14 protein-coding genes, 1 pseudogene and 2 riboswitches are annotated in these 16,180 nt (G+C 75.1%); of the genes and pseudogenes, 9 read left to right on the top strand and 6 right to left on the bottom strand.

All coding sequences use genetic code 11. The features are described from left to right. Together OG899_RS19175 and OG899_RS19170 are read left to right on the top strand one after the other, a co-directional pair. On the top strand, positions 1-987 hold the full coding sequence (locus OG899_RS19175) for an N-acetylmuramoyl-L-alanine amidase (protein ID WP_189427523.1): 987 nt from the start codon (positions 1-3) through the stop codon (positions 985-987). Between the two features lie 162 nt (positions 988-1,149). Further along, on the top strand, positions 1,150-1,899 hold the full coding sequence (locus OG899_RS19170; RefSeq protein WP_185867779.1) for a hypothetical protein: 750 nt from the start codon (positions 1,150-1,152) through the stop codon (positions 1,897-1,899). Positions 1,900-1,985: 86 nt separating this feature from the next. On the opposite strand, the gene OG899_RS19165 is transcribed toward OG899_RS19170, so the two are convergent. The 4 genes from OG899_RS19165 to OG899_RS19150 all read right to left on the bottom strand — a co-directional run bounded on the left by OG899_RS19165 (position 1,986) and on the right by OG899_RS19150 (position 5,992). Continuing rightward, positions 1,986-2,552: a hypothetical protein gene (locus OG899_RS19165; RefSeq protein ID WP_125496320.1), complete on the bottom strand. Its 567-nt coding sequence runs from the start codon at positions 2,550-2,552 to the stop codon at positions 1,986-1,988. Positions 2,553-2,739: 187 nt separating this feature from the next. After that, complete coding sequence (locus OG899_RS19160; RefSeq protein ID WP_125496321.1) at positions 2,740-3,807, bottom strand: prenyltransferase/squalene oxidase repeat-containing protein; 1,068 nt, start codon at positions 3,805-3,807, stop codon at positions 2,740-2,742. Further along, complete coding sequence (locus OG899_RS19155; protein WP_125496322.1) at positions 3,804-4,538, bottom strand: class I SAM-dependent methyltransferase; 735 nt, start codon at positions 4,536-4,538, stop codon at positions 3,804-3,806. Before OG899_RS19155 ends, OG899_RS19160 begins: the two co-directional genes overlap by 4 nt. Further along, positions 4,532-5,992, bottom strand: a complete 1,461-nt coding sequence (locus tag OG899_RS19150) for a glycosyltransferase family 4 protein (protein WP_406311098.1) — start codon at positions 5,990-5,992, stop codon at positions 4,532-4,534. Before OG899_RS19150 ends, OG899_RS19155 begins: the two co-directional genes overlap by 7 nt. 223 nt (positions 5,993-6,215) lie before the next feature. Between OG899_RS19150 and OG899_RS19145 the strand changes: the two genes are divergently transcribed. The 6 genes from OG899_RS19145 to OG899_RS19120 all read left to right on the top strand — a co-directional run bounded on the left by OG899_RS19145 (position 6,216) and on the right by OG899_RS19120 (position 13,378). Next, on the top strand, positions 6,216-6,806 hold the full coding sequence (locus tag OG899_RS19145) for a TetR family transcriptional regulator (protein WP_125496324.1): 591 nt from the start codon (positions 6,216-6,218) through the stop codon (positions 6,804-6,806). Positions 6,807-6,904: 98 nt separating this feature from the next. After that, positions 6,905-7,079, bottom strand: a riboswitch (TPP riboswitch). Between the two features lie 158 nt (positions 7,080-7,237). Then, a riboswitch (cobalamin riboswitch) is annotated at positions 7,238-7,311 on the top strand. Positions 7,312-7,441: 130 nt separating this feature from the next. Next, positions 7,442-8,674 carry a prenyltransferase/squalene oxidase repeat-containing protein gene (locus OG899_RS19140; RefSeq protein WP_125496325.1) on the top strand — a complete coding sequence of 411 codons (1,233 nt, stop codon included), beginning with the start codon at positions 7,442-7,444 and terminating at the stop codon, positions 8,672-8,674. Next, the gene (locus OG899_RS19135) at positions 8,671-9,345 is read left to right on the top strand and encodes an SCO2322 family protein (RefSeq protein WP_251504667.1); all 675 of its coding nucleotides are present in this window, start codon (positions 8,671-8,673) and stop codon (positions 9,343-9,345) included. Before OG899_RS19140 ends, OG899_RS19135 begins: the two co-directional genes overlap by 4 nt. Next, positions 9,338-10,795 (top strand): energy-coupling factor transporter transmembrane protein EcfT, encoded by a 1,458-nt coding sequence (locus OG899_RS19130; protein ID WP_251504666.1) that lies wholly within the window; start codon positions 9,338-9,340, stop codon positions 10,793-10,795. The genes OG899_RS19135 and OG899_RS19130 overlap by 8 nt, the downstream gene beginning before the upstream one ends. Next, complete coding sequence (locus tag OG899_RS19125; RefSeq protein WP_168131093.1) at positions 10,792-12,528, top strand: ABC transporter ATP-binding protein; 1,737 nt, start codon at positions 10,792-10,794, stop codon at positions 12,526-12,528. Before OG899_RS19130 ends, OG899_RS19125 begins: the two co-directional genes overlap by 4 nt. Then, positions 12,515-13,378, top strand: a complete 864-nt coding sequence (locus tag OG899_RS19120) for an ECF transporter S component (protein WP_229813651.1) — start codon at positions 12,515-12,517, stop codon at positions 13,376-13,378. The genes OG899_RS19125 and OG899_RS19120 overlap by 14 nt, the downstream gene beginning before the upstream one ends. A 240-nt stretch (positions 13,379-13,618) precedes the next feature. On the opposite strand, the pseudogene OG899_RS19115 reads toward OG899_RS19120, so the two are convergent. Beyond that, positions 13,619-13,906, bottom strand: a pseudogene (locus OG899_RS19115) (EamA family transporter); the annotation flags it as partial. A gap of 927 nt (positions 13,907-14,833) precedes the next feature. Here OG899_RS19115 and OG899_RS19110 point away from each other — a divergent pair. Beyond that, on the top strand, positions 14,834-15,529 hold the full coding sequence (locus OG899_RS19110) for a YoaK family protein (RefSeq protein ID WP_125496328.1): 696 nt from the start codon (positions 14,834-14,836) through the stop codon (positions 15,527-15,529). A 54-nt stretch (positions 15,530-15,583) separates the two neighbouring features. Here the strand turns inward: OG899_RS19110 and OG899_RS19105 are convergent, their stop codons facing one another. Then, positions 15,584-16,150 (bottom strand): cysteine hydrolase family protein, encoded by a 567-nt coding sequence (locus OG899_RS19105; protein ID WP_125496329.1) that lies wholly within the window; start codon positions 16,148-16,150, stop codon positions 15,584-15,586. Positions 16,151-16,180 lie beyond the last annotated feature (30 nt).

The following is a 16,180-nucleotide window of genomic DNA, read 5'->3' as shown; positions in this document are numbered from 1 at the left end:
GTGTCGTACACAGGTCCCGAGTTCCCTCCCCCGCAGCCCGAGCGCCGGCCCGGCCGGTCGCGTCGTGCGCCGGTGGTCGTCGCCGGTGCCCTGGTGAGCGGCGCCCTGCTGGGCTGGCTCGCCTACACGGCGGTGGGCGCCTTCGGAGGCGGCCCCGACGCGCGGCCGGACCGCACGGGCGCGGCAGCGGTGACGCACTCCTCCGCCCCCGCGTCCCACTCCCCCGCCGCGCACAGCTCCGCCTCGCCGTCGCCGTCGTCGTCCGTGGACGACGGCAAGGGCACGGACGCGGGCACGCCGGCCTCCGGTCCGCTGCGGGGCCGGGTGGTCGTCATCGACCCGGGGCACAACCCGGGCAACGCGCAGCACACCGCCGAGATCAACCGGCAGGTGGACATCGGCACCGGGCACAAGGAGTGCGACACCACCGGCACCGAGACCGACGACGGCTACCCGGAGGCCTCGTTCACCCTGGACCTGGCGCACCGGCTGCGGACCCTGCTGCAGCAGCAGGGCGCCACCGTCGAACTGACCCACGACACCGGTACCCGCGCCTGGGGCCCGTGCGTGGACGAGCGCGCCCGGATCGGCAACGAGGCGCACGCCGACGCGGCGATCTCCCTGCACGCGGACGGCTCGGCGCCCGGCAACCGCGGCTTCCACGTGATCCTGCCGGCGGCCGTGCACGCCGGCGCCGCCGACACCCGTCCGATCGCCGCCGCCTCCCGCCGGCTCGGTGCGAGCATCGCGGGCAGTTTCGTCCGGGTGACCGGCGAGCCGCCCGCCAACTACCTCGGCGGCGGCACCGGTCTGGTCACACGCGGAGACCTGGGCGGTCTCAATCTGTCAACGGTTCCGAAGGTGTTCATCGAGTGCGGCAACATGCGCGACGCCGCCGATGCCGCCCGTCTCACCAGCGGCTCCTGGCGGCAGCAGGCGGCGGAGGGGATCTCCGAAGGAATCGTGGCGTTCCTGCGCGAGTCCTGACCGGCGTGCCGTCGGCGACGGACAGCCAGGTCCGGCGGACGGTAGGGTTCCCGTTGTACGACGAGGGTCACCCCGCGCTTCCCGCCGGCGCTCCAGCGAGCACCGCGGTGACAGCGACGCCTCCGACGACGTACCGACGAGACGACCTATGAAGGACCTGACGTGAATATCCGCTCCCTCACTCGGGGCGACGGCGTGGTGATCGTAGCAGCGGTGTTGCTGTTCATCGCGTCGTTCCTCGACCTGTACGACACGAGCATCAGCGGGAACGCCTGGGACGGGCTCGGTCTGGGCCTGGGTGTCTACATGGGCGGTGTGATCGGTGCCGCGCTGGTCGTCGTCAACCGGTTGCTGCCCCGGCCGCGCAAGGTGCTCGGTCTGGATCCGGGCGCCGTGGGCACGTCGTTCACGATCCTGTCGGCGTGGGTGCTCTTCTGGGAGCTGGTGGACGTCCCCAGCTCGGTCGGTGCCGGCAGCGGGCTGATGCTCGGTTTCATCGCCGCGCTCGTGGTGGCCGCGGGGTGCGTCGCCGGCCCGCTGGTCCCGGCGCTGCGGGCCTCCTTGATCCCGGCGCCCCGGCCGGCCGCGCCGCAGCCGTACGCCGTGCAGGGGGCGCAGGGCGGGTACGGCTACCCGGGCGGCCCGCAGTCGTCGTACGGCGGGCAGGTGCAGCCGAACCCCTACGGTGCCGCTCAGCCGCAGCAGGCCACGACGCCCTTCTCGCCGTTCTGGTTCGCGGTGCCGGCGCCGCGGCCGCTGTACGCCGAGGACGGCTCGCCCACGCCGATCGCCGAACTCTCGCCGGGTGTGTGGTACCTGGCGGTGGATCAGCGCGGCCAGGGCCTGCTGACCGAGATGCAGGACGGCCGGCGCGGCGTCCTGCAGGACACGTCGAACATCCAGCGCGGCTGAGGCTTCGCCCCGGTCGCGGTCCGACGGCCCCTCGCCCCGGCGGGCGGGGGGCCGTCGCCGTACCGCCCGCGCGCCGGGGCCGTGCCCTACGAGCCGCTCCTCAGCTCGGAGGGCTTGGGCACCTTGTCCTTGACCGGGGCGCCCGCGCTTCTGCCCGCCTCCTTCACCTTGTTGATGGTGTCGTTGAAGGCGCCGGCGGCCGAGCCGTCTCCCTTGCGGAGCTTGGCCGGCAGGTCCTTCAGTCCGGCGATGGCCGTGTTCAACGGGGCGAGCGCCTTGGACAGCGTGGGGTCGCCCTGGGCATTGTGCACGGCCGCCTTGAGCCGGTTGTAGGCGAAGGCGCCGGCCAGGGCGGCCTTGACGAGGGTGACCCTGCGGTGCGGTGCGCCCTTCTTGAACTTGCCTTCCTTGTACGGTTTCCAGATCCACTGGTAGGTGGCCCCGGCGGCGAGCGCCGCGTTGGCCACGAACCGGGTCTTGGCGAACTTCTGCCGCTCCTGCGAGGTGCTGGGGCTGGGCTCCGCGGCGACGGCCGTCGCGGCCGGCACGCCGTGCGGCCCGTCGCCGTGTGCGGTCGCCGCCCCGGCGGAGCCGGCGAGCAGGGCGCAGCACAGGGTGAGTGCCACCGCGAGGCGCCGTATCGGTACGGGCACGGTGTCCTCCCGGTCAGGTGGTACCGGATGCGTTCCGTCGATCCGGGTTGACCTGCCGGGCGGCACCGAAACCGCCCACCGGGTGTGGTACGGACGTCACCTTCCGTGGCGCCGGCGGGCGCCCGTTCGGGGACGCACCGGCGGACGCCCGCGGGGGACGGTCACGGGCGCGGGGCGTGCGCGGCCGTCAGCAGCAGTCCGCGTCCAGTCCTCGGGGCAGGCGGTCCGCGGAGAAGACGGTGCAGGTGGGTTCGTGCCCGCCGAGCGCGGCGACGGCCAGCAGCAGCGATCCGGCGGTCCACGCGGTCAGTTCGCGGGGCCAGACGGCATCGTCCTCGAAGACGTAGCCCGTCCAGTACAGGCCGCTGTCGTCGTCGCGCAGGTGCTGGATGGACTGCAGCACCTGCAGGGCCCGGTCGGACTCCCCCACCGCCCACAGGGTCAGGGCGAGTTCGGCGGACTCGCCGCCGGTCACCCATGGGTTGGGCGTCACGCAGCGCACCCCGAGGCCGGGCACCACGAACCGGTCCCAGCGCTCCTCGATGCGTTCCTTGGCCTCCGCGCCGGTCAGCGCGCCGCCGAGGACCGGGTAGTACCAGTCCATCGAATAGCGGTCCTTGTCCAGGAAGCGCTCCGGGTGCCGGCGGATCGCGTGGCGCAGCGCGCCCACCGCCAGCTCCCAGTCCGGCTGGGGTTCCTCCAGCTGTTCGGCGATGGCCAGCGCGCAGCACAGCGCGTGGTGGACGGAGGAGCACCCGGTCAGCAGGGCGTCGGCGACGGGGGTGCCGTCGTCCTCCTGCTTCCAGCCGATCTGCCCGCCGGGCTGCTGCAGCCGCAGCACGAACTCCACGGCCGCGTACACCACGGGCCACATCCGCTCCAGGAAGGCGTCGTCGCCGGTGCACAGGTAGTGGTGCCACACCCCGACGGCGGCGTAGGCGACGAAGTTGGTCTCCCGGGCGCGGTCGGTGACGTCGTCGTGGGCGCCGTCGGCGTAGGCCGCGTACCAGGAGCCGTCCGGGAGCTGATGGCGTGCCAGCCAGGCGTAGGCGCGTTCGGCGGCCTCGTGCTCACCGGCCGTGTCCAGGGCCATCGCCGCCTCGACGTGGTCCCAGGGGTCCAGGTGGTGCCCGCGGAACCAGGGGATGGCGCCGTCCTCGCGCTGGACGCCGAGGATGCCGCGCACGGTCGCGGCGGCCTGCCCGGCGGTGAGGACACCGGGCAGGACCAGGTGCTGCGTGCGGGGCGTGGTCACGCGGCGGCCGCCCGCGGCAGCTTGGGCTTGGTCGCGTACGCCACGAAGCTCTTGCCGATCAGCGGGTTGAGGGCCTGCTCGGCCAGGCGGGTGGCCAGCGGCTTCTTCATGATGTCCCAGACCAGCAGCTTGTGGTACGCGCGCACCGGCAGCGCCTTGTCGTTGTCGACGCCGAACGCGCACTTCAGCCACCAGTAGGGGGCGTGCAGGGCGTGCGCGTGGTGCGTGCCGTACGGTTGCAGGCCCGCCTCGCGGATCTTGGCCAGCAGTTCGTCGGCCTTGTAGATGCGGATGTGGCCGCCCTCGACCTCGTGGTAGGCGTCGGACAGCGCCCAGCAGACCTTCTCCGGGCCGTAGCGGGGCACGGTGATGGCGATGCGCCCGCCGGGCTTGAGCACGCGGACCATCTCGGCGAGCACGCCCTTGTCGTCGGGTATGTGCTCCATCACCTCGGAGATGATGACGACGTCGAAGGACTCGTCGGGGAAGGGCAGGGCGAGGGCGTCGCCCTCCATGGCGGTGGCGGTGGCGCCGGCGGGTGCCTCGCCGGCCTCCTCCATCGCCGCGAACCACTTGGCGACCTCGCGGATCTCCTCGCCGTTGCGGTCCAGTGCCACCACGCGCGCACCGCGCCGGTAGCACTCGAAGGCGTGCCGGCCGGCACCGCAGCCGAGGTCCAGGACGCGGTCACCGGGCGCGAGCGGGAACCGGGAGAAGTCGACGGTCAGCACGTGGCCCTGCTTTCGGAGTAGACGTCGTCTGCGGCCGCGGGAGCGAGGCTCGTCGGTGACGCGGACGCAACACTCGGGGAGGCCGCCGGGCGGCCGGGAGCCGGGGCCGGCGTACGGCCGGCGGCCGGGGAACGACGGGAGCCCGCGGCGCGGGCGATGGCCTCGCGGTAGTGGGCGACGGTGCCCTCGGCGGCCCGTGCCCAGGTGAAGTGGCGCAACACCCGCTCACGGCCCGCGTGTCCGAGACGGCGACGCAGCTCCTCGTCGCCGAGGAGCCGGCCCAGCGCGGCGGCCAGGGCGCCGGAGTCGCCGGGCGGCACCGCCAGGCAGGTCTCGCCGTCGGGTCCGGCGACCTCGGGGATCGCGCCGCCGGTGGTGGCGACCAGCGGGGTGCCGGTGGCCATGGCCTCGGCGGCGGGCAGGCAGAAACCCTCGTACAGCGACGGCACGCAGGCCACTTCGGCGGAGCGCACCAGGTCGACCAGTTCGGCGTCGGAGATGCCCTTGACGAAACGTATGGCTCCCTCGAGACCGAGGCGTTCGACGGCCTGGGCGACCGGTCCGTCCTCGGCGCGCTTGCCGACGACGACGAGGTGCGCGTCGGGGTGTTCGGTGCGCACCTTCGCGAGCGCCTCGACCAGGTACACCAGGCCCTTGAGGGGTACGTCGGCACTGGAGGTGGTGACGATCCGGCCCGGTACCTGACGCACCGACGGATCGGGGGAGAACAGGCCGGTGTCGGCGCCGATGTGGACGACGTGGATGCGGTCGGGGCGCACACCGAGGTGGTCGACGATCTCCTGCCGGGAGGTGCCGGAGACGGTGAGCACGGACGGCAGCCGGCGCGCGACACGTTTCTGCATACGGGTGAAGGCGTACCAGCGCTTGACCGACCAGCGCCGCTGCCGGGTCTCGGCGGCGTCCAGCTCCAGCTGCCGGTCCACGGTGATGGGGTGGTGGACGGTGGTGACCAGCGGGGCGCCGATGTCGCCGAGGAGGCCGTAGCCGAGCGTCTGGTTGTCGTGGACGACGTCGAACTCGCCGCGCCGGGCACGCAGATGGCGGCGGGCGCGCAGGGAGAACGTGAGCGGCTCGGGGAAGCCGCCGGTCCACATGGTGGCGACCTCGAGCGCGTCGATCCAGTCGCGGTACTCCTCGCGCTTCGGGGTGCGGAAGGGGTCGGGCTGCCGGTACAGGTCGAGGCTGGGCAGCTCGGTCAGGCGCAGCGAGCCCGGGTAGTCCTCGTCCTCGTCGAGCACGGGATAGGGCTGGGCGCCGATCACCTCCACCCGGTGGCCGAGGCGGGCCAGCTCGCGGGAGAGATGGCGGACATAGACGCCCTGGCCACCGCAGAACGGGTTTCCCTTGTAGGTGAGGAGTGCGACGGTGAGCGGTCGCTCGCCGTCCGCGGCGAGGTCCGCGGGGGAACCCGCCTGACTGGCCTCAGCGGTCACTCCGGGGCCCCCTTCTGACTGCACTGCCCCGCGCAGGGTACGCGGGGACGCTAATCTAGAACAAGTTTCAGACTTGATCGTTCCGGAGGCTCTGAATCTACCGGCAGGTAGCCCCGCTGTGAGCAGTGGATCGGGTGATTCGCGCCACGGCCGCCACGGCGCCCGGCACCCTGCGGTACCGTCCGACCACCCGTTCTTCACCGACCGTAACGGAGCAGGACCCATGCCTGCGCACGCCAAGCCGCCGACCGCCGCAGAGCGGCAGGCAGAGCGCCGTCGCCGCATTCTGCGCGCCGGCACGCAGCTGGCCTGCCGGGGCGGCTACGAGGCGGTGCAGATGCGGGAGGTCGCGGAGTCCTCGCAGGTGGCGCTGGGCACGCTGTACCGGTACTTCCCGTCGAAGGTGCATCTGCTGGTCGCGATGATGCAGGACCAGCTGGAGCGGATGCACGGCACGCTGCAGCGCCAGCCGCCGGCCGGCGAGGGCCCGGCGGAGCGGGTCGCGCAGACGCTGATGGGCGCCTTCCGGGCGCTGCAGCGCGAGCCGCGGCTGGCGGAGGCCATGGTGCGTGCCCTGACCTTCGCGGACCGCAGCGTGAGCCAGGAGGTGGACCAGGTCACCCGCCTGACCGTGGCGATCATCCTGGACGCGATGGGCGAACCGGAGCCGGCGCCCGCGCAGCTGTCCGCGGTGCGGGTGGTGGCGCACACCTGGCACTCGGCCCTGATCGCCTGGCTGTCCGGGCGCGCCTCGATCGCGCAGGTCCGCACGGACGTGGCCACGGCCTGCCGGCTGCTGGAGCCGGAGGACTGACGCCGCTGCGGCCGCAGGCACCGTGGGGCACGCGGAGGACTGTGCGACTGTGCGGGGAAGATCCGCGGGCGCGACACGCCGGAGTCCCGGGGCACGAAAAACCTACGAGACGGGTTCCCTTCGCCGGCATTGTCCGGATCAGGTGATGGGGGTCGCCTTCCGGTCTCCCAACCTTCCGGCCTCTCAGCCCGACCGTCGACGTCGGCCTCGGCGGATGCCTTGCGGCGTCACGCCCAAGTCGGCTACTCCGGTCGAACTCCCTCACTCGCCTCGTAGGCACTTCTCATACTAGTCCTCACATCTCAGGAGGGAACCCCTCAAACGGGATTTTCCGAACGAAGTTCTCGCCCGTGTCCGCGTCCGCCCCGGACACCGAGCGGGCCCCGGCCCCGGGGCCGGTAAAGTGGCCCGGTCGCATCACGCCTGTTCGGGGGGAAGCCGGTGAAAATCCGGCGCTGACCCGCAACCGTGAGCCGCCCGCGCAGGGCGGTGAGCCGGAATGCCCCGGACGCCGGCGTGACCGGCTCACGTGCGCGGCAGCCGCCGCCGCACGGCACCGTCGAGGAATACGGAGCCGAGCCGCCGGGGATGTCCCCTGCTGTCCGGCTCCCCGCAGGGGAAGGCATCCGCCGATCGTGAACATACGCCGCAGCGCCGCGGCCCTGGCCGCCGTCGCCGCCGTGATCGGGGCCCCGGCCAGTGCCGTCGCCGCCACACCGTCGCCGTCCGCCTCCACGGCACCCGCGCGTCCCGCCGGGTTGTACGGCAGCACCGACCCGACCTACGACGGCGTGTGGCGGCAGTCCCTCGCCCTGCTCGCGCAGCACACGGTGGGCGTGCGGCCCGCCGCACAGGCCGTGTCCTGGCTGGCCGGGCAGCAGTGCGCGAACGGTGCCTTCGCGGCCTACCGCGCCGAGCCCTCGGCCGCCTGCGACGACAGGACCGCCGTGGACACCAACAGCACGGCCGCCGCCGTGCAGGCCCTCGCCGCGCTCGGCGGTCACGAGGCGGCCACCGGCAAGGCGGTGACCTGGCTGAAGTCCGTGCAGAACGAGGACGGCGGCTGGGGCTACACCCCCGGCGATCCCAGCGACGCCAACTCCACCTCCCTCGTCGTCGGCGCCCTGGCCGCCGTCGGCGAGAAACCCGACGCGGTGGTGAAGGACGGCACGTCCCCGTACGACGCGCTGCTGGCGTTCGCCCTGCCGTGCTCCGGCGACGACGGGGGCGCGTTCGCCTACCAGCCCGACAAGAAGGGCACGCTCACGGCCAACGCCGACGCCACGGCCGCCGCGGTGGTCGCCGCGCTCGGCCAGGGCCTGGCCGCCGAGGCCGGCACCGGACCCGCGAGCACGACCTGCTCCGGCTCCGGCACGGCGACCCCGGCCCGGGCCGCCGCGAACGGTGCCGCGTACCTCGCGCGCGCCGTCGCCGCCACCGGCCACCTGACCTCCGCGCTGCCCGGCGCCGACGACCAGCCCGACTACGGCAACACCGCCGACGCGGTGGTCGCCCTGGCCGCGCAGGGCGGCCCCGAGGCGGCACGCACGCCGCTGCGGTGGCTGGAGGAGCACGCCGCGGCGTGGGCCGAGAAGAGCGGCCCCGCCGCCTGGGCCCAGCTGGTCTTCGCCGCCCACGCCACCGGCACCGACCCGCGCGACTTCGGCGGCGTCGACCTGGTCGCCGAGCTGGACGCCACCGGTCCGGCCCCGGCGGCGACCGGGCCGGCCGGCGCGCCCGGGACGACGGACGGCGACGGCGGGGACGGGCACACCACCGCCTGGATCGCCGGCGGCGTCGGCGCCGTCGTGGTCGTCGGCGGCGGTGCGCTGCTGGCGGCCCGTCGGCGGACGGGACGGCAGCCGTGACCGGCCGCGTCCGCGCCCTGGCCGCGCTGCTGCTCGCCGCCGTGTGCGCCCTGGTGGCGGGCGCCGGACCGGCACAGGCCGCCGGGTACCGCTACTGGTCCTTCTGGGAGCGGGACGGCGACCACTGGACGTACGCCACCGAGGGCCCGTCCACGGCCCGCCCGGCGGACGGCGAGGTGCAGGGCTTCCGCTTCGCGGTCAGCGAGGACTCCCGGGACGCGGTCCAGCCGCGCGGCACGGCCTCGTTCACGGACATCTGCGGCACCACGGCCGCCGTGCAGGGGCGAAAGCGCCTCGCGCTGGTCCTCGACTTCGGCACGCAGGCGGACGCCCCGTCCGGTCAGACGCCGCCTGAGCCTCGTCAGGTCTGCGCCCGTGTTCCGGCCGACGCCACGACCGCCGAGGCCCTGGCCGCGGTCGCGCCGCCGCTGCGCTACGACTCCGCCGCCCTGCTGTGCGCGATCGCCGGCTACCCGGCCAAGGGGTGCGGGGAGCAGATCGCGGACGGCGCCGGCACCGCGACGAAGCCGACGGATGCGGCCTCCGGCACGGCGTCGGAGGCCGACGGGCGGGACGGCGGCCCGTCCGTGGGCCTGGTCGCGGGCGGCGCGGTCGTCCTCGTCCTGGCCGGTGCGGCCGTCTGGCAGGCGCGCCGCCGTCGGCATGCGTAGCCCGCTCGGCGACCCGGGCCCGGACACCGCTGCGGGCCCCGCCGCCCCCTCCACGGTCGCGGTGGACGACACCGGACTCCGTGTCCCGGCCGACGCACGGCGTGCCGGCCGCGACCGCGCGGCCACGCCGTCCGGCGGAGCCGACGATGCCGACCGCGCACCGGCCGACGGCTCCGGGGGACGTCGGCGGCCGTCCGCGTCCCGCGCCGGCACGTCCGGCACCGGCGGCGTCCCGCGGGCCCGCCGGTCCTCCTCGGTGCACGCCGGGGCGTGGTGGCTGTGGGCGCTCGGGCTGGGCACCGCCGCCACCCGCACCACCAATCCGCTGCTGCTCGGCCTGCTGCTGGCCGTCTCCGGCTACGTGGTGGTGACCTGCCGTCCCGACACCCCCTCCGCCCGCTCCTACAGCGCCTTCCTCCGGCTCGCCCTCGCCGTGCTCGCGCTCCGGCTGGGCTTCGCGGTGCTGCTCGGCTCGCCCGTGCCCGGCACCCACGTCCTGCTCACCCTGCCCGAGGTGCCGCTGCCGCACTGGGCCCAGGGCATCCGGCTCGGCGGCCGGGTCACCGCGGAGGCGTTGGTGTTCGCGCTGTACGACGCGCTGCGGCTGGCCGCGCTGCTGATCTGTGTGGGCGCCGCGAACGCCCTGGCCGCCCCGGCCCGGCTGCTGAAGTCCCTGCCGGGCGCCCTGTACGAGATCGGGGTCGCCGTGGTCGTCGCGCTGACCTTCGCCCCGCACCTGGTCGCCGACGCGCGGCGGCTGCGGGCGGCCCGGCGGCTGCGCGGCCGCCCGGACCGTGGCGTCCGCGGACTGCTGCACGTGGGGCTGCCGGTGCTGGAGAGCGCGCTGGAACGTTCCGTGGCGCTGGCCGCCGCGATGGACGCCCGCGGCTACGGCCGCACCGCCCAGGTGCCGCCCGCGGTGCGGCGCACCACCGCCGCACTCACGCTCGGCGGGCTGCTCGGCGTGTGCGCCGGCACCTACGGGCTGCTGACCGCCGAGGGCGGCACCTACGGGCTGCCGGTGCTGGCCGCCGGGGTCGCCGCCGCACTGGCCGGGCTGTGGCTGGGCGGCCGGCGTACCCCGCGCACCCGCTACCGTCCCGACACCTTCGGGCCGCGATCCTGGCTGGTCGCCGGCTCGGGCGTGGCGGTGGCGGCCCTGCTGAGCCTGGCCGCGGCCCGCGATGCGGGGGCGCTGCACCCCGGGGTGGTGCCGCTGACCGCCCCCACGCTGCCGCTGTGGCCGGCGGCCGGTGTGCTGCTGGGGCTGCTGCCGGCCGTCGCCGCCCCCGCACGTGAGGCCGCACGCCCGGCCGCCGTCCCCGCGGGCGGGCGCCCGGCCGTCGGCGCGCGCCGGGCCGGTGCACCGGCCGCCCGTCCGTCCGTGGCAGCGTCCACGTCCGCGTCCGCGTCCCCGTCCGCGCGCCGTTCGCCCGAGGAGCCGTCGTGATCCGCTTCGAGGATGTGTCCGTCACCTACGCCGGGGCCGCCGAACCCACCGTGCACGGCGTGGACTTCGAGGTGCCCGAGGGCGAACTCGTGCTGCTGGTCGGCCCGTCCGGAGTCGGCAAGTCCACCGTGCTGGGCGCGGTGAGCGGGCTGGTGCCGCACTTCACCGGCGGCACCCTGCGCGGCCGGGTCACCGTGGCCGGCCGGGACACCCGCACCCACCGGCCGCGCGACCTGGCCGACGTGGTCGGCACCGTCGGCCAGGACCCGCTCGCGCACTTCGTCACCGACACCGTGGAGGACGAACTCGCCTACGGCATGGAGTCCTTGGGGCTGGCTCCGGCGGTGATGCGGCGGCGGGTGGAGGAGACCCTGGACCTGCTGGGCCTGGCCGATCTGCGCGACCGGTCCATCGCCACGCTCTCCGGCGGCCAGCGCCAGCGGGTCGCGATCGGCTCGGTGCTCACCCCGCACCCGAAGGTCCTCGTGCTGGACGAGCCCACCTCCGCGCTCGACCCGGCGGCCGCCGAGGAGGTGCTGGCCGTGCTGCAGCGGCTGGTGCACGACCTGGGCACCACCGTGCTGATGGCCGAGCACCGCCTGGAACGCGTCGTGCACTGTGCCGACCGGGTCCTGCTGCTGCCCGCCCCCAAAGCGGCCCCGCGCCTGGGCGACCCGGCCGAGATCATGGCCGTCTCGCCGGTGTGTCCGCCGGTGGTGGAGCTGGGCCGGCTGGCGGGCTGGTCACCGCTGCCGCTGACGGTGCGGGACGCGCGCCGCCGCGCGGCCGGGCTGCGCGCACGGCTGGACGGCCGTGCGCCCGCCGCCGCCCCCGAGCCCACCGCGTCCGCCGCGCCCGCCGCCCCCGAGCCCGCCGCGTCCGCCGTGCCGCCGCCGCGCCGCCCGGCTCCCCGGCTGCGGCTGCGCCGACGCCGCGCCGACCGGGCCGCGGGACCGGAGCCGGTCGCGGAGGTGCGTGCCCTGGCCGTCCGGCGCGGGACGGTGCAGGCGCTGCGCCATGTCGACCTGACCGTCGCGCCCGGCGAGACGATCGCCCTCATGGGCCGCAACGGCGCCGGGAAGTCCACGCTGCTCGGTTCCCTGGTGGGCCTGGTGGAGCCGTCCGCGGGTCAGGTCCGGGTCGGCGGGGCGATCCCGCACCGCACCCCGCCGCGCGAACTGGTGCGCCGGGCCGGCCTGGTGCCGCAGGAGCCGCGCGACCTGCTGTACGCGGACACGGTGGCCGCCGAGTGCGCGGCCGCCGACCGGGACGCGCAGGCGGAGCCCGGCACCTGCCGCGCCCTGGTGACACGGCTGCTGCCCGGCGTCGCCGACACCGCCCATCCCCGGGACCTGTCCGAGGGGCAGCGACTGGCGCTGGCGCTGGCGGTGGTGCTGACCGCGCGCCCGCCGCTGCTGCTCCTGGACGAGCCGACCCGCGGCCTGGACTACGGCGCCAAGGCCCGGCTGGTCGCCGTGCTGCGGGAGCTGGCCGCCGAGGGGCACGCCCTCGTCCTCGCCACGCACGACGTGGAACTGGCGGCCGAGATCGCCGACCGGGTGGTCCTGCTCGCGGAGGGCGAGGTGATCGCCGACGGGCCCACCGCCGAGGTGGTGGTCTCCTCCCCTTCCTACGCACCCCAGGTCACCAAGATCCTGGCGCCGCAGCAGTGGCTCACGGTCACGCAGGTCCGCCGGGCACTGGGCGAAGGGACCCGCCGTGAACAGCACTGAGGCGACACCCCCCGGCGTGCACACCGACCGGCAGGCGCGGGCCGTGCGGCTCGGCCCCCGCTCCCTGGCCGCGCTCGTCCTGGTCGGCGCCGTCGGGGTGATCGCCTTCACCTGGCCCTTCCTCGCCCCGCCCACCTCGCGGCTGAGCGCGCACGCGCAGGACGCGCCCTGGCTGTTCGCGGGACTGCTGGTGCTGCTGGTCGCCGTGGTCGCGGCGACCATCGCCGAGTCGGGGCTGGGCCCGAAAGCGGTGGCGATGCTCGGCGTGCTGGCCGCGACGGGCGCCGCGCTGCGGCCCATCGGCGCCGGGACGGCGGGCCTGGAGCCCATGTTCTTCCTGATGGTGCTCAGCGGACGCGTCCTCGGCCCCGGCTTCGGGTACGTGCTCGGCTCGGTGACGATGTTCGCCTCCGCGCTGCTCACGGGCGGGGTGGGGCCGTGGCTGCCGTTCCAGATGCTGGCCATGGGCTGGTTCACCATGGGCGCGGGCCTGCTGCCGGGCCCCGACCGGCTGCGCGGCCGGGCGGAACTGGTGATGCTGGCGGGCTACGGTGCCGTGGCCGCCCTCGCCTACGGCACGGTCATGAACCTCGCGGGCTGGCCGTTCATGGGCACCCTCGCCTCCTCCATCGCCTTCGACCCGCAGGCGCCGATCTTCACGAATCTGGCCCGGTTCGTCGCCTACTGCCTGGCCACCTCGCTCGGCTGGGACCTGGGCCGGGCCGCCCTGACGGTCGTGCTCACCCTCGTCGTCGGGCCGGCCGTGCTGCGCGCGCTGCGCCGCGCCACCCGCCGGGCGGCCTTCGAGGCCCCGGTCGCCTTCGACGCCCGTCCCGGGAGACGGCCGTGACCCGCGCCGACCGGACGGCGATGCCCCGGGCGCAGGTCGACAGGAGCGGTCCGATCCGGCCTGCTCGACCGGTCCGGGCGCGCGACGCCGTCGGGACGTATCGCTTCGGACGCGTTCACCGGCCCCCGTCGCCATGACGACGCCGGCTGCCTCCGTGTTCGTCCGGCGCTCGACCAGTCCGAGCGCCACCCCGGCGATGATGATCACACCGCCGACGACCTGGGCGAGGTGGACCGTGTCACCGTTGATCACAACGGCACCGAGCACGCCGAACACCGGCACCGGATCGAGAATGGTGACCGCGATGCTCGACGTCATCCGACGCAGGCCGTAGGTGTGGAGCAGGAAGCCGCCGACGGAGCAGGCCACGGCGAGGTGGGCGAGCAGCGCCGAGGCGGATGCGTCGGGAAGCTGCCACTCGTGGATCTCCAGGAGCGAGGCGAGCAGGAAGCCGGCCGCGCCCGCCACTGTCTGGTGGTACGTCAGACGGACCGCGTCCTGCCCCTGGCCCGCGTCCGTGCCCAGCACGTCGTATCCGGCCCGGACCAGCCCGCCGAGCAGCAGCAGGACATCGCCGAACCAGCGGGCGCCGGTGCCTTGCTCAGCGGTCCGGCTGGTGTACGCGCCGTGCACCGAAGTGGCGCACCGGGCACGACGCGGGCGGCCGGCCAACCGTGCGGTGGATCGCTCGCAAGATCCCTGGTGGCCGCATCGATGGCATCACGCGCCGTGCATGGGTCCGACCGATGGCGCGCACGGTGTCATCTCATTGCCCACCTCCCCCGGGAATTCGACTCAACCCCGCACAGCTGACGGCACCTCACCATTGCGTGGCCGCATGGAGAGAGGGCGAGTTGTGATCGCCACAACGCCACACCTGAACGCCATCGTCTTGTCTTTCGGCGCCAGTTGAGGTGAAGGTCCACCGGTGGGGCGCCCCGGCAGAAGGACCCGGCCGCACGGCGGGGACGGTGGCGGCCGAGGACGTCGACGTCAGGACGTCCTCGGTCGGCCGACACCCGGCCGGTCACACCGCGCGCCGGCGTGCGCCGCGCCACCCGCCGCGCGGCGTTCGCGGCCCCGGTCGCGTGCGCAGCCGGCCCCGGCGACCGTGCCCCCTCCGCCCCGCACGGCGCACACGGCGCCGTCCGGAGTGAAGCGGCCCACATGAGCCGGGTCACCTACGATGCCCGGCCGTAGGCCAGCCGGACGGTGCGGGATCACCCTGGTCGCGGGCGGCGGCCTGCCCGGATGCGGGTCCGTGCCCTCGCGCGGGCGGCGCGGCGGATGCGAGGGCGCGTAGTAGCGGAGCCGTTTGCGGGTGCCGGGGCGCGCTGTTTGTCTGGACGGCGCCACCTCACGGCAGTCGTGGAGGCGGCGGCCTCCGATCCCCTGGGCCGCCGCCTTCGCCGTGTCCGCCCGCGTCGCGCGGGCGGTTTTTGCTTCCCTGGTCCCATGACAGCGCACGAGGCGGCACCTTCCCCGGACGACGATGCGGAGGCACGCGGCCTGCGGCTGGTGCCCGTGCTGCTGGGGCTGACGGTGACCAGCGGGATCATCGACGCGGTGAGCTTTCTGGGCCTGCAGCACGTGTTCACCGCGAACATGACCGGCAACATCGTCATCCTCGGTTTCGCCGCCGCCGGTGCGCCGGGCTTCTCGGTGCCGCACACCGCCACCTCCCTGGTGTGCTTCATGGCGGGCGCGCTGGCCGGCGGCCGGGTCGCCCACCGTCTCGCCTCCTGCACGCGCCGCCGCTGGGCGCGGGTGGCGCTGGCCGTGGAGGCGGGGTTCGTGGCGGCGGCGTCGGTGGTGGCCTTCGCCGTGCCGGGCGCGGCCGCGACCCCGTACGTGCTGATCGCGCTGACCGCCTTCGCGATGGGCCTGCGGAACGCGACGGTGCTGAAACTGCGCGTGTCGGGACTGACGACCACCGTGCTCACCCGGACCTTGACCGGCCTGATCGCCGACTCCCGGGTGGGCGGCGGGCCGGGCGAGCACTCCCCGCGCCGGGCGGCCTCGGTGCTCGCCATGCTGGCCGGTGCCACGCTCGGCGGCGCTCTGGTGGTCCGACGCGATGTGGGCACGGCGCTGCTGGTCGCGGCGGTGGTCACGGGCGGGCTGGCGGCGGTGGCCTCGGGCCGGGAGTGAGGCCGGCGGCTTCCGGTGCCGCCTTCGCGCCGTCCCGCTCGCTCGGCCCGGCGGTCAGCCGGGCAGGGGGCCGGTGAGGTCCACGTCCGCGGTGCCGACGGTCCCGGCCGTGCGTCCCGGGGCCGACTGCCAGGTCCAGGTGAGGTTGGTGTGGGCGATGACCTGCTCCACGGGCGGGGCGCCCCAGCGGCTCTTGTCCACCGCGGTGTGGGCGTCGCCGACCAGGATCGTGTCGTAGCCGCGCACGAACGCGCCGTGCAGGGTCGACCGGACGCAGGCGTCGGTCTCGGCGCCGGTCACGACGACCCGGCCCACCCCGTGCGCCGCCAGCACGGTCTCCAGCGTGGTCTCCTCGAAGGAGTCGCAATGGGTCTTGTGGACGACGGGCTCCCCGTCCCGCGGCGTCAGCTCGGGCACGATCCGCCAGCCCTCGCTGCCCGGAACCAGTTCCTCGTCGCCCTGCTGGATCCACACGACGGGCACCCGCTCCCGCCGGGCCCGCTCGACCAGGGCGGCGATGTTCGCCACCACCGCGTCCCGCGCGTGCGCCTCGCGGACGACGTCGTTCTGCACGTCCACGACGAGCAGAGCCGTTCCGGGCCGGTCCTGGAGCGTGGTCATGGCCTCCCCTCGTGTCGTCGCACCCATGAC

This window comes from Streptomyces thermoviolaceus, from assembly GCF_045209695.1.
In the GTDB taxonomy this organism is placed as follows: Bacteria; Actinomycetota; Actinomycetes; order Streptomycetales; family Streptomycetaceae; genus Streptomyces; species Streptomyces thermoviolaceus.
The sequence above is the reverse complement of the archived record's forward strand: the minus strand, read 5'-3'. Positions and strand labels throughout refer to the sequence as shown.